Origin of the sequence: Streptomyces sp. NPDC008137 (assembly GCF_042957035.1) — a bacterium.
Lineage (GTDB): Bacteria > Actinomycetota > Actinomycetes > Streptomycetales > Streptomycetaceae > Streptomyces.
This window is the reverse complement of record NZ_JBIBHN010000017.1, coordinates 43624-59218: the sequence shown is the minus strand read 5'-3', so window position 1 is coordinate 59218 and position 15595 is coordinate 43624. Positions and strand designations below refer to the sequence as shown.

General features: G+C 71.6%; 4 protein-coding genes. All 4 read right to left on the bottom strand.

All coding sequences use genetic code 11. The annotated features are described in order from the left end of the window. Positions 1-37: 37 nt before the first annotated feature. The 4 genes from ACFZBT_RS24880 to ACFZBT_RS24865 are packed head-to-tail and all read right to left on the bottom strand — an operon-like array spanning position 38 to position 15545. Entirely contained in the window at positions 38-1738 is a 1701-nt protein-coding gene (locus tag ACFZBT_RS24880; protein ID WP_391107171.1) for an ABC transporter transmembrane domain-containing protein, read from the bottom strand. Then, complete coding sequence (locus ACFZBT_RS24875; protein WP_391107169.1) at positions 1728-12638, bottom strand: amino acid adenylation domain-containing protein; 10911 nt, start codon at positions 12636-12638, stop codon at positions 1728-1730. Before ACFZBT_RS24875 ends, ACFZBT_RS24880 begins: the two co-directional genes overlap by 11 nt. A gap of 57 nt (positions 12639-12695) precedes the next feature. Then, positions 12696-14483 (bottom strand): ABC transporter transmembrane domain-containing protein, encoded by a 1788-nt coding sequence (locus ACFZBT_RS24870; protein WP_391107166.1) that lies wholly within the window; start codon positions 14481-14483, stop codon positions 12696-12698. Continuing rightward, positions 14484-15545 carry an ABC transporter substrate-binding protein gene (locus ACFZBT_RS24865; RefSeq protein ID WP_391107163.1) on the bottom strand — a complete coding sequence of 354 codons (1062 nt, stop codon included), beginning with the start codon at positions 15543-15545 and terminating at the stop codon, positions 14484-14486. Positions 15546-15595 lie beyond the last annotated feature (50 nt).

Sequence of the window (15595 nt, the reverse complement as noted above, 5' to 3'; positions counted from 1 at the left end):
CGAAAAGCGGGGCATGGTCCCAGCCCCCCTCCAAAGGTCACCGGGCGACCGCCAAGCCGTAAGCCTCGTCGTTGGCCAGGAGGTTGCGGTGGGTGTCCTCGGCTGTGATGACACCGTCGTCGAGGACCAGGACCCGGTCTGCGGCGTCCAGGAACGCCGGGCTGCTGGTGATGACGATGGTCGTGCGGCCACGGCGCAGCTTCGCCACGTTGCGGGCGATGAGCTGTTCGGTGACCGCGTCGACCGCCGTCGTCGGGTCGTGCAGGACCAGGACCTCGGTGTCGGCCGCCAGCGCGCGGGCCAGGGAGAGGCGTTGGCGCTGGCCTCCGGAGAGGTTCGCGCCGCGGTCGCGGACGGCGTAGTCGAGGCCTTCGCGGTGCAGGGCGACGACGTCGGTCAGCATGGACGCCTCGACGGCCTCGGGGACCGAGGCGCTGGTGCCCGAAGGGTCGATGTTGGTGCGCAGGGTGCCCGCGAAGATCTCCCCGTCGTACGGGTTCACGAGAAGGTGCTCGCGGACCGCCTCGACGGACAGGTCCGCCAGCTCCTGCCCGCCGACCCGGACGGCTCCCTCGTAGGCGTCGGGCGGGACGTTCACGGCCAGGACGGCCGCCAGGTCGGCCGCGGCGCGCGGCTGGTAGGCGGCGATGGCGACGAACTCGCCGGCCGCCACCTGGAACCGCACCTTGTTCAGGGAGCCGTGGCGGACGCAGTCGATCTCCAGGTCCGAGCCCGGGGCCGGTCGCCCGGACCCCGGCGTCATGACCGGCGGCGCCGACAGCACCAGCGCCATCCGCTCGGCCGACGCGCGCGCGATCATCACGTACTTGGGCATCTCCGAGAACAGCTTGAGCGGCTCCATGATGAACTGCGCCAGGCCCACGGCCATGACGAGTTCGCCGATGGTGATCCGGCCGTCGAACGCCAGCCAGCCCGCCGTCAGTGTCACGGCCCCGGCAAGGACCGCGTTGAGGGCCAGCGCGGTGCCCGCGTACACGCCGTTCACCCTGGCGACGACGATCGACTGGTGCCTCGCCTCGGCGCTGACCTTCCGGTATGAGCCGAAGGCCGCGTGGTTGCCGCCGAATCCGTGCAGCGGGCGCAGGCCGGTGATCAGGTCGGCGACCTTCGCACCGGCCCGCGCCACCCGGGCCTGCTGTTCCTGGGTGCTGCTGCCGATCCGGCGGGACATCACGCTCAGGATCGACAGGATCGCGACGGTGCCCACGATCACCAGCAGACCGAGCCGGATGTCGGCGAGGCCCAGCGCGACCGCCGCGACCAGCACCGCGACCAGCGAGCTGATCAGCAGCGGCACCACTTCGATGATGTCGGCGGTCTGGTCGGCGTCCTCGGTGGCGATGGTCAGGACCTCGCCGGACTTGAGGTCGACGTCCCTGGCCACCGGCAGCAGGCCGCAGGCCGCGACCTTCACCCGCCAGCGGTGTGCCTCGGTCGTGTTGGCCTTCTGCAGGATCCGCATGCCGAACCGCCATGACAGCGACACGGTCGTGATGATCACCGCCAGCGCGGCGATCGACAGGGCGAGCGCGCCGAGGCTCCGGTCGCCCCGCATCGTGTGCTCGACGATCATGCCGAGCGCGATGGGGAAGGCCGTCTCGCCTGCCTGGTAGAGGCCCATGAGGACGGTGCCGCCGGCCATGGCGCCGAGGTTGCGGCGCAGGGCTGTGCGGAGGATGGCGGCCCCGGGGCGGGGCCGCTGCGTGTCAGTTGTCATCGAGGTGGCGGGCAATCGCTTCGGGGGTTCGCAGGGTGAACAGGTCTCGGATGGTGATCACGGGGCCGAACTCGCGGCGGAGCAGCCCGATCAGGCGTACCGCCAGCATGGAGTGTCCCCCGAGGGACACGAAGTCGCTCACGGCGCTCACCTCGTCGTCGTCCAGGTCCAGTGCCTCGGCGAAGTACGCGCAGACCACGGTCTCGGTCTCGGTCTCCGGGCCCCGCTCCCCCACCGTGGTCAGCGCGCCGAGCGGCTTGGCCTCGGGCAGCGCCTTGGTGTCAGCCTTCCCGTTCACCGTCAGCGGGATGCCGTCGACCTGGGCGTAGTGCGTCGGGCGCAGGAAGTCCGGCAGTCCGGCGCCCACTTCGGCGGCGACAGCGGCCAGCTCGGCGCCGTCCAGCACCAGATAGGCGGCCAGCCGGTAGGCGCCGTCGACCTGCGGGTCGGGCTGGGCGACGGCGGCGACGAACCGGACCGCAGGATGCGCGGCGAACACGGCCTCGACCTCGCCGAGTTCCACCCGGTGGCCCCGGATCTTGACCTGCTGGTCGGTGCGGCCCAGGTACATCAGATTGCCGTCGGGCCGGCGGACCACCAGGTCACCGGTACGGTACATGCGCTCCCCGGGCTCGCCGAACGGGCAGGCGACGAAGCGGTGCGCGCTCTGGGCGGGCTGCCCGAGATAGCCGCGCGCGATGCCGATGCCGGACACGTACAGCTCGCCGGGAACGCCGTCGGGCAGCGGTCGCAGCCAGGGGTCGAGGACGTACACGTCGGTGTTGTCGATCGCGACGCCCACGACCGGGTCCTCGCACTCGAAGGTGCCGACGCCCAGGGTGTTGATGGTGTATTCGGTGGGTCCGTACAGGTTGTAGCCGATCGTCCCCTCGGTCTCCGCGAGGCGCTGCCACAGCGTCGGGGTGACGGCCTCGCCGCCCAGCAGCACCAGCGCCGGCCGGCGTTCCGGGTTGTCCAGCAGGCCCTCGGCCACCAGCTGCTGCGCGTAGGTCGGGGTCACGTTGATGACGTCGATCCCGTGCTCCAGGCAGTACTCCACCAGCGCGGGCGCGTCGCGGCGCAACTCCTCGTCGCAGATGTGCACTTCATGGCCGTCGGCGAGCCACAGCAGCTCCTCCCACGACATGTCGAACGCGAACGACACGGTGTGCGCGATCCGGAAGATCCGGTGGCCGTGCTCCGCCAGCACCGGCTCGAAGATCCGGCGCTGGTGGTTGATCAGCATGTTGGTGAGTCCGGCGTACTCGGTCACCACGCCCTTGGGCTTTCCGGTCGAGCCGGAGGTGTAGATCGTGTACGCGGGGTGCCGCAGCCGGTCCGGGTCGTCCGGCGCGAACGTCACGTACGGCTCGGCCTCGGGAAGCGGCCGGTCCAGTTCGATGAGGTCGCCGGTGAGCCGGGGCGAGACGGCACTCACGGTGAGGATCACGTCGGGGCGGGCGTCGTCGACGATCGCGGCGATCCGCTCGTCCGGGTGGTCCAGCTCCAGCGGCACGTACGCGGCGCCGACCCGCAGCACGGCGAACAGCGCCGCGATCCAGTCGAGGGAGCGCGGGATCGCGAGACCCACGGTCGTCTCGGGCCCGATGCCGCGCGTCGCGAGCACTCCCGCGATCGCGCGGCTGCGGTCCCGGAGTTCGGCGAACGTCATCATCGCACCGTGGGCGACGAGCGCCACCCGCTGCGGGTCGCGGTCCGCGGCCTGGTCGAACCGGTCGACGACGGTGTCCGTGCCGACGTCGGTACGCTCGTCCCGCACGGGCTCAGGACCGAGCCCCCGCAGCGCGCCCACCGGCCCGGTCGACCGGGCCAGGTCTTCGAGCACGCTCAGGTAGTCGTCGAGCAGGCCGCGGGCGCCCGCGGTGTCGCCGTCGCGGTACTCCAGCTTGACCGTGAGCCGGTCGCCGGGGGTGACGACCCAGGTGAACGGGTAGTGCGTGGAGTCGTCCGCCTTCACCGAGGTGATGCCGTGCCGGGCGTTCATCTCGGCGAACGCGTCCATGTCCAGGAAGTTCTGCAGCACGAACAGGTTGTCGAACAGGGCCTCGTGCCCGCTGGCGCGCTGGATCTCGCCGAGCCCCAGGTGCTCGTGCTCCATCGCCTCGACCCGGGCCGTCTGTACCGCCGACAGGTACTCCCGGACCGACTGCTCCGGCCGGGCCCGTGTCCACGTGGGCACGGTGTTGAGCAGCACGCCGACGATGTCGTCCAGGCCCTCGCCGTCACGGCCGGAGACGGTCACTCCGAACACGGCGTCGCCGCGGCCGGTGTGCGCGCCGAGCAGCAGACCGAACGCGCCGGTCAGCACCGAGTTCAGTGTGACGCCGTGCACCCTGGCCGCGTCCCTCAGCAGCTCCGACTGCTCGGCGGACAGCGTGTGCACGAGTGCGCGCGGCAGGTCGTCCGAGAGCGCCGGCGCCGGTCCGGCGAGGAGCGTGGGGCCGGGAAGGGCCGCCAGGTGCTCCGCCCAGAAGCGTTCCGATACGGCGGGGTCCTTGGCGTCGAGGGCCCGGGCGTACTCCTCGAAGCTCGGCGTGGCCGGCGTCGGGTCGAGTGGCTCGCCCGCGAGGACGGCACGGTAGGCGTCGAACAGGTCCCGCAGGACGATCTCGCGGGACCAGCCGTCCCACAGCAGCAGGTGGTAGCTGAGCAGCAGGCCGTCGCGGTCGTCGGGCAGCCGTACGACGGTCAGCCGGATCAGCGGCGGCTCCCCGGGGTCGAACCCGGTGTCGCGGTCCCGGGCGCGCAGGTCGTCGACCTCCGCGTCCGTCGCGAGGGCGACCGTACGGACGTCGACCCGCCGGCCGGCCTTGAGGACCTGAACGGGATTTCCGTCGTCGTCCGTGCTGAAGCCGGCGCCCACGACCGGGTGCCGTGCGATGACGTATGCCATCGCCTCGGCCAGCGCGTCGGTGTCGAGGCGCCGGTCGAAGGTGAACCAGCTCTGCGCGACGTAGTGTCCGGCCGTGCCCGCCAGCTGGGCCTGGAAGAACAGGCCGCGCTGGAGCGGGGTGACCGGTGCGGTGCGCTCGGCTGTCGTGGCGGTGTCGGCGATGTGCTCCAGCGCGCCGCGCCAGTGCTCGGTGATCTCGTCGGGAATGCCCTCGGCGAGGATGAACTCTGCGAGCAGACTGCCGGTGGCCTCGTCGGTCCAGGCGTTGACCTCGACGGCGTACGGGCTGCCCTGGTCGCCGCCGGTGAGGTGCAGCGCCTGGGACTCGCTGCCCCGGCCGAGGTAGTTGAACAGCACCTGCGGGCGGGCGGTGAGCAGCGGGGCCGTCTGCGGGTCGAGGTACCGGAGCTGCCCGTAGGCGACGTGCGCTCGCTCGTCCGGCTGGCGTTCGGCGACCTCGCGGGCCGCGGCGACCGGGTCGGTGTGCGCGGTGAGCCGTACGGGTGCGATGGCGGTGAACCAGCCGACCGTACGGGTGTAGTCGTGCTGTTCGAGGACCGGGACCCGGCCGTGCCGCTCCAGTTCGATCGCGAGATCGGTGGGCGACGGCTGGATCCGGGTCAGCGCGGTGCGCAGCGCGCCGCACAGCAGCTCGGTGAGACCGACGCCGAGGGCGGCGGGTGCGGTGCGGGTGAGACGGTCGCTCACGTCGGGGGCGAGCACGACGGTGGTCTCGCGCGGTCCGCCGACCGTGGGCAGCAGCTCGGGCGCCTGGAGCGTGGTGATCCAGTGGCCAAGGTCGTCGAGTGCGTGGGTGGAGTGGAGCGTGAGTGTGTCGGCGTACTCGGCGTACGACGTGGTCGGCGGGGCCAGGGGCTCGCCGCGGAGGGCTGTGGTCAGGTCTTCCAGGAGGATCAGCCAGGACACCGCGTCGACGGCGAGGTGGTGCACCGTGACCACGAGGGTGCGGGTGGCTTCCAGCCAGGCGAAGGCGATGACGTTTCCGGACTCGGGGTCGAGCTGAGCGGCGGCGTCGTTCGCCACGGCGGTGGCGTCGGTGGTGTCCGGGCGTACGACGGTGACCTCGTGGGCCGGTTCGGTACGCAGGGCCCATACGCCGTGCGTGGTGCGCAGGCGCAGTCGCAGGGTCGGGTGGGCTGCGACCACGGCGTTCGCGGCGCGCTGGGCGTCCGTGAAGCTGGTGCCTTCCGGGGCCTGGAGGGTCCTGGCCTGGGCGAATCGGGTGAGGGAACCGCCGAGTTCGCGTTGGCGCAGGATGATCGGGGTCGGGGTGAGGGGGCCGTCCTCGCGGCGGGCTGGGGCGGGGGCGGCCGGCGGCGGTGTGCTCGTCGCCAGGTTGTCGGCCAGTGCGCGGGGGGTCCTGAGGAGGAAGACGTCCCTGGGTGAGATCGGCAGGCCGAGGGTTCGGGCGCGGTTCACGACCGTGATGGCGACGATGCTGTCGCCTCCGGCGTGGAAGAAGTCGGTGTCGGCGGCTATTTCCGAGCCGGGCAGTGTTTGGGTGAAGATCTCGATGAGGGTGGTGACTGCTGAGTCTTTGTCTGCGGGTGCGTCGTGGCTGGTCGCACAGTTCCCCGCGCCCCTGAAGGGGCGCTCGGCCAAGGCCTTTCGATCCAGCTTGCCGTTGATCGTCAGTGGTAGGGCGTCGGTCGTGAGGACCCGGCCCGGCACCATGTGGACGGGAAGCCTCTCGGACAGCAGGGCCGCCCAGTCGCCTGGCACCCCGCCCACCACATGCGCGACCAGATGGTCCTCGCTGTTCGCCACCGTCACGGCCACGTCGACCACACCGTCGAGTGCACGGATCGCGGACTCCACCTCGCCCAGCTCGATGCGGAAGCCCTTGAGCTGGACCTGGTCGTCGGCGCGGCCGGTGAACTGAAGTTCGCCGTCGAGGGTGCGGAGGGCCAGGTCGCCCGTGTGGTACATGCGGGAGCCGTCGTCCGCGAACGGGTTCGCGACGAAGCGGCCGGCGGTGAGGCCGGGCCTGCCGAGGTAGCCGAGCGACACCTGGTCGCCGGCGACGTAGATGGCGCCGACCTTGCCCGGCGGCACCGGGCGGAGCCGGTCGTCGAGGAGGTAGGTGGTCAGGCCGGGGATCGGTCCGCCGATGGGGCTGACCTCGTCGCCGGGGCCGAAGTCCTCGTCGGTGAGGACTCGGTGGGTGACGTGGACGGTCGTCTCGGTGATGCCGTACATGTTGACCAGCTCGGGCGTGCCCGTACCGTGCCGTTCGACCCAGCCGCGCAGCCGCCCGAGGTCCAGGGCCTCGCCGCCGAAGATGATCCGGCGCAGGGCGGGGAGGGGTTCGCCGGCGAGCCGGTCGGCCTCGATGAACTGGTAGAACGCCGACGGGGTCTGGTTGAGCACGGTCACCCCGCGCTCGCGGACGAGGCGGTGGAAGTCGACCGGGGAACGTGTCAGGCCGTACTCGGGCACCAGCAGCTCACCGCCGTACGCCAGTGCGCCCCACAGCTCCCAGACCGCGAAGTCGAAGGAGAAGGAGTGGAACTGGACCCAGACGTCCCGCGGGCCGAAGTCCATGTCGGGCTGGGTGTTGGCGAGCAGCGTGACCACGCTGGAGTGCGGGACGGCGACGCCCTTGGGCCTGCCGGTCGACCCGGACGTGTAGATGACGTAGGCGGGGTTGTGCCAGCTCACCTCGGGCTCGGTGGCGGTGTCCCCGGCCGGCGGCTCGTCGCCCTGGACAAGCACCCGGGCCGGTACGCCCGCCCTGGCGAGCAGCTGTGTGAAGCGGTCGCGCTGCTCGCGGTCGACCAGGACGACCTGGGGGGCCGCGTCGGCGAGGATGTACTCCAGACGGTCGTCCGGGTAGGCGAGGTCGAGCGGGACGTACGCGCCGCCCGCGCTGACGATCGCGACCAGGGCCACGACCTGCTCCAGTGAGCGCGGGACGGCGACCGCGACCCGCTTGCCGGGCCTGACCCCGGCCGCGCGCAAGGCGGAGGCCAACTGGTTCTTGGTGTCGGCCAGTTCGCCGTAGGTCAGGGAGCGGGTGCCGCCGTCGAGGCCGCACTGGGTGACAGCGGTGGCGGCGGGGTCGCGGCGCGCGGCGGTGTCGAACAGGTCGCCCAGCGTCGTCGGGGTGATCGGTGCGGGACGGCGCTCGCTCTCGGGTGCCAGGTCTGCGACCAGGGCGTCCGGGCGGGTGAGCAAGCCCGTGAGGGTATGGGTGAAGGTGTGCAGGATCGACTGTGCGGTCGTCTCCCGCAGCAGTTCGGCGTCGTAGATCAGGTTGAAGCGCGGCCGTCCGTCGAGCGCGCGCTCGACCACCAGCGTCAGCGGGTAGTGCGGGGCGCCCTCGTTGACGAGGTCGGTGACGACCAGGGTGTCGTCGGGTCGCCGCAGTGCGGCGACATCGGTCGCCACGTCGAAGACCACGAGGGTGTCGAACAGGGAGCCGGCGCCGGCCTGGCGGCCGATCCTCGCGAGGGAGACGTGCTGGTGCGGCAGGACCGCGCTCTGGTGCTCCCGGACCGAGGCGAGCAGGTCGCCAGCCGTGGTTTCGCAGGCCCAATGGGCCCGTACGGGGATGGTGTTGATGAACAGGCCCACCATGTCCCCGATGCCGGGCACGTCGGCGTCCCGGCCGGAGACGGTGGAGCCGAACACGACGTCGTTGCCGTGCAGGATGCCGCCGAGCGTCACGGCCCAGGCGCTGTGCACGGCCACGCTCAGCGGCACGGCGGCTTCGCGGAGGGCGGCGTCGAGGTCGCCCTCCGGCTCCACGGCGGTGTCGGCGAACCGGTCGGAGGGGGTGTGGTCCTCGGCGACCAGTGAGGGGCCGGTCAGGTCGGCGAGTTCGGCGTGCCAGACGCGGTCGCTCTCGTCGTCGTCGCGTCCGGCGAGCCAGTGCACGTAGTCGGCGAAGCCGCCGATCGGGTAGACGGTGCCCGGGGCGTGGTACTCGGCCAGCAGTGCCCGGAGCATCGGCGGCACGGACCAGCCGTCGGCGATGATGTGGTGCACGGTCTGCACCAGGACGTTCCGGCCGGATCCCGCGCGGACGAGCGTGTACCGCATCAGCGGGCCGGTGGCCAGGTCGAAGCCTTCGCGGCGGTCCCGCTCGGCGAGGTCGCGTATCTCCTCGTCGGTGATGCCGGGGCGGTCGAGTGTCGTGAAGGGGGCCTCGACGCCGCTCTCCAGCACGGACACCACGCGGCCGTCGGCGAGGGCGGTGAACCGGGCGGCCAGGTTCGGGAAGAGCGTGAGCAGGCGGGTGGCCGCCGCCGCGAGCCGGGCGGGGTCCACCTCTCCGTCCAGGGTGAGGAGTTGCTGTTCGACGTAGGCGCCCGCGGAGTCGTCGTCGAAGACGGAGTGGAAGTACAGGCCCTCCTGCAGCGGGGTGAGCGGCAGGATGTCCCGCAGTGCCGGGCCGTCGAGGGTGTCGACGTCGGTCTGGGTGAGCGGCACCAGGGGGAAGTCGCTGGGCGTGTGGCCGCCCTCGTCGAGTGCGGCAAGTCCGGCCAGGGCGACCCGGAAGTAGTCGCCGATGGCGGTGATGTCCGCGTCGGTGAACATGCCGTCGGGCCAGGAGATGGTGGTGACCAGCTCGTAGTCGCCGGTGGAGGCGGCGGGTTCGGCGATCGCGTTGAACTCCAGGGCGCGGGGCAGGCGCATCTGCGGGTCGCGCTTCTCGCCCAGCTGGCCGGTGGTGCCCGCGAGCTGCCAGTCGCCGGGGGCTCCTGCGGCGAAGCGGCCCAGGTAGTTGAAGAGGACCTGCGGTGCGGGCGCGTCGAACTCGCTGCCGGTGAGGTAGCGCAGGGCGCCGTAGGAGACGCCGTTGTCCGGTACCCGGGCGAGGTCTTCCTTGACGGCCTTGAGGGCGGCGGTGAGATATGCCGGGGTGGTGAAGTCGGCAGCGGTGCCGGGGTCGACGGTCACCGGGAAGAGGGTGGTGAACCAGCCGACGGTCCGGGACAGTTCCGGCTCGAAGCCGGCGGAGCCCGCGACGAACTGTCCCTCGCGGCCGTGGCCTTCGAGTTCGATGTGGGCGAACGTCTGGTCCTGGCCGAGGTCGCGGCGCCGGCGGGCGAGGGCGACGGAGAGCGCGGTCAGCAGGACGTCGTTGACGCCCGCGTGGAATTTCGCGGGGATCTCGCCCAGCAGCGCGGCCGTGATCTCGGGGCCGACGGAGACGGTCCGCAGCCGCTCGTGCGCGACGGTGTCGGTCTCGGACAGGGCGCGCCTGCCGATCATCTGGTCCTCGCCCGGCAGGGGGCGCCGGTAGTAGGCGCTGTCCGCGTCGAACGCGGCGCGTTCCAGCAGCTGGGTCCAGCGCCGGAACGACGTGCCCACCGGGGGCAGCTCGATCGGCGTGCCGGAGGTGAACTGCCGCCAGGCGGTGGCCAGGTCCTCCATCAGGACGCGCCAGGACACGCCGTCGATCACCACGTGGTGGGCGACCAGGACCAGCTGCCGTTCCGCACGGCGCCAGACGGCACGCAGCATCGCGCCGCCGTCCGGGTCCAGTCCCTCGGTGGCGAGGGCGACGCACTCCTCGACCGGCAGATCGCTCTCCTGCCAGGTCACGGACGCCCCGTCCGCCTCCGGGATGTCGAAGCTCCACTCGTCGCCGCGTACCAGCCTGGCGCGCAGCATGTCGTGGTGGCGGACGAGGGCGGAGAGGGTCGCGTCGAGGGCGTCGGCGGTGAGGTCCGCCGGGGTGTTGAGCACGACGGACTGGACGAAGCCGTCGACGGCGTCGGTGGTCTCGCCGAGCCACTGCACGATGGGCGGTCCCACGACGGTGCCGGTGGCGACGTCGGCGTGGTCGACGGTGGAGACGTCCTCGCGGCTCGCGACCGCGGCCAGGGCGCCCACGGTGCTGTGGGTGAAGATCTGCCGGGCCGTGAGGTGCAGGCCCTCGTCGCGCAGGGCGCTCAGCAGGGAGATGGCCAGGATGCTGTCGCCGCCGAGCTGGAAGAAGTCCTGGTCGACACCGACCTCGTCGAGTCGCAGGACCTGCGCGACGGCGGCGCACACGGCGCGCTCGTCGTCGGTGGTGGGCCTCACGAGGGAGCCGGTGTCGATCGTGGGCTCGGGCAGGGCGTTGCGGTCGAGCTTGCCGTTGGCGGTGAGCGGGAACTCCTCCATCACGACGAGGTGGGCCGGCACCATGTACTCGACCATGTGCTCGGCCGCCCAGGCCTTGACCTCGTCCGCCCGGAGGTCCTCGCCGCCGGCGGCCGGGATGACGTAGCCGACGAGGTAGGTGCCGCCCGCCGAGTTCTTCTTCGCGACGACGCAGGTGTGCCGGACCCGGGGGTGTTCGGCGAGGCCCGCCTCGACGTCCTCTATCTCCAGCCGCATGCCGCGGATCTTGATCTGGTTGTCGGCGCGGCCGAGGAAGTCCAGGGATCCGTCCGGGGCGAACCGCGCGAGGTCGCCGGTCCGGTAGAGGCGGGAGCCGTCGGTGGCGAAGGGGTTGGCCACGAACCGGGAGGCGGTCAGGCCGGGGGCGCCCACGTAGCCGCGGCCCAGGAGGAAGCCGCCCACGTAGAGTTCGCCGCCGACGCCGACGGGGACCGGGCGCAGTTCCTCGTCCAGGACGTACAGCTGGGTGTTGGGGTTGGCCTTGCCGATGGACGTCGACAGCCGTTCGGCCGCGCCCCGGTAGATGACGTGCGAGACGCCGATGGTCGTCTCTGCGGGGCCGTAGCCGTGGTACATGGGGACGTTGCCGAGCTTGGTGCGGAACCGCTCGTACAACTCGGGGGTGAGTACCTCGCCGCCGCACCACACGTGCCGCAGGCTGTCCAGGCGGCCGGTGTCGCCGGCCATCTCCAGCAGCACGTCCAGCATGGACGACACCAGGTAGGTGAAGGTGACGCGTTGCTCGGCGATGACGCTCAGCAGATGGTGCGGGTCGCGTTCGCCGCCGGTGCGCAGGACCACCAGCCTGCCGCCGGAGACCAGGGGCAGGAAGATCTCGTTGATGGATATGTCGAAGGACAGCGGGGCTTTGAAGAGCGAGGCGTCGTCGTGGCCGAAGCCAAGGATCTCGTTGACCTGCCACAGCAGGCGCTCGCTGATCGCCTCGTGCCGGATCATCGCGCCCTTGGGCCGCCCGGTGGAACCGGACGTGAAGATGACATAGGCCAGGGCGTCGCCGAGGACGGTGACGCCGGTGCCGTCGGCGGGGCAGGAGGCGTATCCCCAGTCGCCGAGGTCGACGGCCACGGCCTCCGGTTCGGCCGGGTCGTGTTCGCCCGAGGCGTTGAGCTGGAGGACGACCCGGGCGTCCTCGATGACGACGGCCCGGCGCGCGGCGGGCCACTGCGGGTCGAGCGGGACGAACGCGCATCCGGCCTGGAGGGCGGCGAGCAGCCCGATCACCATGTCGGCGGAGCGGGCCAGGGAGATGCCGACGACCTGTTCGTGGCCCAGTCCGCGGGCGATGAGGTGGTGGGCGAGCTGGCTGGAGAGCTCGGCCGCCTGGCGGTAGGTCAGCGAGCGGTGCTCGTCGACGATGGCGACGGCGTCCGGTCTGGTCCGCGCCTGCGCGCGGAACATCTCGACGATGGTCGGGCGGACCCGGTCGGCCGCGTTGTCGTTCCACTCGGCCAGGGTCCGCAGCCGGGCGGCCACACTGGACGGGCCGATGGTGCCGAGGGGCCGGTCGGGGAAGTCGGCCAGGTCGTCGAGCGCGAGCTGCGCGTCGGCCGGCGCGACACCGTCCGGGACGGTGATGCTCAGGCCGTCCGGGCTGACGTCCCAGCCGGCGGGCGCCGTCCCGCCGTTGTCGACCCAGCCGAGGACGTCGGCGAAGAGCGTGCCGGGGGTGAGGTCGATGCCGTCGGGGCTCTGCCCCGTCGCCCAGTACGACAGACCGATGGCGCACGCTTCGGCGATGGTCCTGTCCGGGTAGTCACCTGTGCGCCGGCGGACATCTGCCAGGCGGGTGGGGGAAAGCACTGCGACACAAGCGCGCGGTTCCATCATCGAAGACTCAGCGTCCCTTCCAGAATGTGGAGTTAGGCTAACCTAAATAAGGGTTGCCTAACTACCCTCTCGCCAGGCCCGCCACAGTCGTGCGTACCGTCCGCCCAGAGCCACCAGCTCCTCGTGCGTGCCCTGCTCCACGACGCGTCCCGCGTCCAGCACGGCGATCCGGTCCGCCGCCATCGCCTGGGTCAGCCGGTGCGCCACGAACAGCGTCGTCCGGCCCGCGCACGCGGCCAGTACGGCCCGCTCCAGCTCGGCGGCTCCCTCACTGCCGGCCTCCGCGGTCGACTCGTCGAGCACCACCACGGGCGCCCGGCCCAGCACCAGCCGCGCCAGGGCGATCTGGGCGACCTTGGTGACGTCCAGGCGCTCGCCGCCCTCGCCGACCGAGGTGTTCAGCCCCTCGGGCAGCGCGTCGACCCAGCGGTCGGCGCCGACCGTGCGCAGCGCGTCCATCAGTTCGGCGTCGGTCGCCTCCGGCGCGGCCAGCCGCAGATCCTCGGCGAGGGGACCGGAGAACACGTGCGTCTCCTGCGTCAGGATGCTCACCAGGGCCCGCGCCCCCGCCTCGTCCAGGTCCGCGAGATCGGTCGGCCCGACCCGCACGGACCCGGCCTCCGGGGTCCCTATGCCGGCGATCAGCGCGGCCAGGGTCGTCTTGCCCGCGCCCGTCGCCCCCACCAGGGCGAGCGAACCACCGGCGGGAATGGTCAGGTCGACGTCCCGCAGCACCGGATCCTCGGAGCCGGGGTAACGGAACGTCAGCCCCCGCACCACCACCGGGTACGAACCGGCCCCGGCCGCCGGGACGGACTCGTCGCCCACGAGGCGCTCTTCGGCTGCCTCGCCCAGCACCCCGACCAGACGGGTCAGGCTCGCGCCCGACTTCTGCGCCTCGTCGAAGGTGAACATGATGGCGCCCAGCGGGGTGAACAGCCGGTGGAACAGCAGCGGAGCCGCCGACACCTCGCCCAGGCTGGCGGCGTCGGCCTCCAGCAGGGCGTATCCGACGACGAGGATCAGGACGAGACCGATGAACTCGGCACGGTTCTCCCGGCCGACGAACCGGCCGAAGAACCGGAACACCTCGATGCCGAGGTCGCGCACCCGCCACGACTCGCTGGTGACCTTCTCGCGGAAGGCGCCCTCCAGGCGGTACGCCCGGACCGTGTCGATGCCGTTCAGACCGCTGATGAACGCCTGCGCCCGGTCGGCCTGGGCCACTCGCTGCTTCCGGTAGAGCGGCGCGGACCGGGGCAGATACCAGCGCAGGGCCAGGGCGTACGCGGGCAGCGCGCCGGCGCCGGCCAGGCCGAGCCGCCAGTCGAGCCCGAACATGCCGAGGGTGGCGATGACGACCAGCACACCCGCCGAGAACACGGTGGGCACGGCCGTGCGGATGCCCTTGGACAGCACGGCCACGTCGTCACCGACCCGGGAGAGCACGTCTCCCCTGCCGACCTGCTCGATCCGGGCGCTCGGCATCCCGAGCACGGCCCGGACGGCGCCTTCGCGCAGCCGGGCGAGCAGATCCGCGCCCAGCCGTCCGATCAGATAGGTGGAGACCGCGGTGGCCGCCGCGCCGAGCAGCGCGGCGGCTCCGATCAGCACCCCGATCGTGACCAGGATCGATCGTTCCTCGCCCCCGACGACCCCGTCGACCACCCGGCCGAGCAGGAGCACCGGGAGCACCTGGAGCGCCGCCCCCGCGACCGTGGTGAGCACGGTGGCGGCCGTCAGCCAGGGCATCTCACGGCAGTGCGCCGTGACCCATCGGGTGGCTTCGCGGCCGGTCGTCGTGCGCAGGGTCGCCGGGGCGGCATGCGTTTCGGTGGTGCTCACTTACTGATCGACCGACTTGACGAGCTCGTCGATCGCGTACGGCATGGACAGCAGGGTGCCCTGGGAGATGGCCGCGCCGACCGCGGGTCCCTCACTGTCGAGCAGGTACGACACGTTGCCCTTCTTCACGGCGTCCAGGTTGGCGAAGAGCTTGAACTTCTTCAGCGCCTCGGTGTCGGCCTTGTCGTTGATGACGAAGATGTGGTCGACGTCGACGAGGTCGATCCGCTCGGGCGAGAGCTTGGTGTAGAAGCTGCCGCCGGCGACCTTGTCGATCCCGGTCTGGTACTTGTAGCCGATGCCCGACACGAGCCGGCCGCGCACGTCGGTGGAGGTGAACGGCGCCACCGAGTTCTCGTACCAGGACAGCGCGACGGCGGTCTGCTTGCCGAGCTCCGGGTGGTCCTTCTTGGCCGTGTCGAGCCGGCCCTGGATGTCGTCGACCATCTTCTTGCCCTCATCGGCCTTGCCGAGGGCCTTGGCGATGTGCAGGGCGTTGTCCTGCCAGGGGGCGCTGAAGGGTTCCTTCTCGGCCTTGGTGCGCGCCACCGTCGGGGCGATCTTGGACAGCTTGTCGTAGGCGGCCTTGTCGATCTCGGAGTAGACCGCGACGATCAGGTCCGGGCGCAGGGCGGCGATCTTCTCGTAGTTGGGGCCGGAGTCGCCGTTCTTCATGACGACCTCGGGCTTGGTGTCGCCCCACTTGTCCTTCACCCAGGGCCACTGGGTGTTGATGTCAGGGCTCTTGCCCGGGGGGTTCGGGTACTGGTCGACCATGCCGACGGGCTTGATGCCGAACGCCAGGATGGTCTGGTCGTCGGTGTAGCCGACGGAGACGACCCGCTTGGGCGCCTTGTCGACCGTCGTGGATCCGAAGGCGTGCTCCACGGTCACCGGGAAGGCGCCGGCGGACGCGGCCTGCGTGCCGTCGTTCTGCTGGTCCGTCTTGTCCGCCGAGTCGGAACCGCATCCCGCGAGTAGACCGACGCCGAGGGTGGCGGCGGTCAGTATCGCCGCCATGCGCCGCCAGGGCCTGCTGAGCGTCGTTCGATGGAGGAGCATCCAAAACCCCTTGCTTTCGCGCTAGTTCACTGCACCCTCGCCTAAGGGCA

Bases quoted from the DNA above. Each gene is read 5' to 3' on its own strand.
- ACFZBT_RS24865 (WP_391107163.1), bottom strand. From the start codon at position 15,545: ATGCTCCTCCATCGAACGACGCTCAGCAGGCCCTGGCGGCGCATGGCG.
- ACFZBT_RS24875 (WP_391107169.1), bottom strand. From the start codon at position 12,638: ATGATGGAACCGCGCGCTTGTGTCGCAGTGCTTTCCCCCACCCGCCTG.
- ACFZBT_RS24880 (WP_391107171.1), bottom strand. From the start codon at position 1,738: ATGACAACTGACACGCAGCGGCCCCGCCCCGGGGCCGCCATCCTCCGC.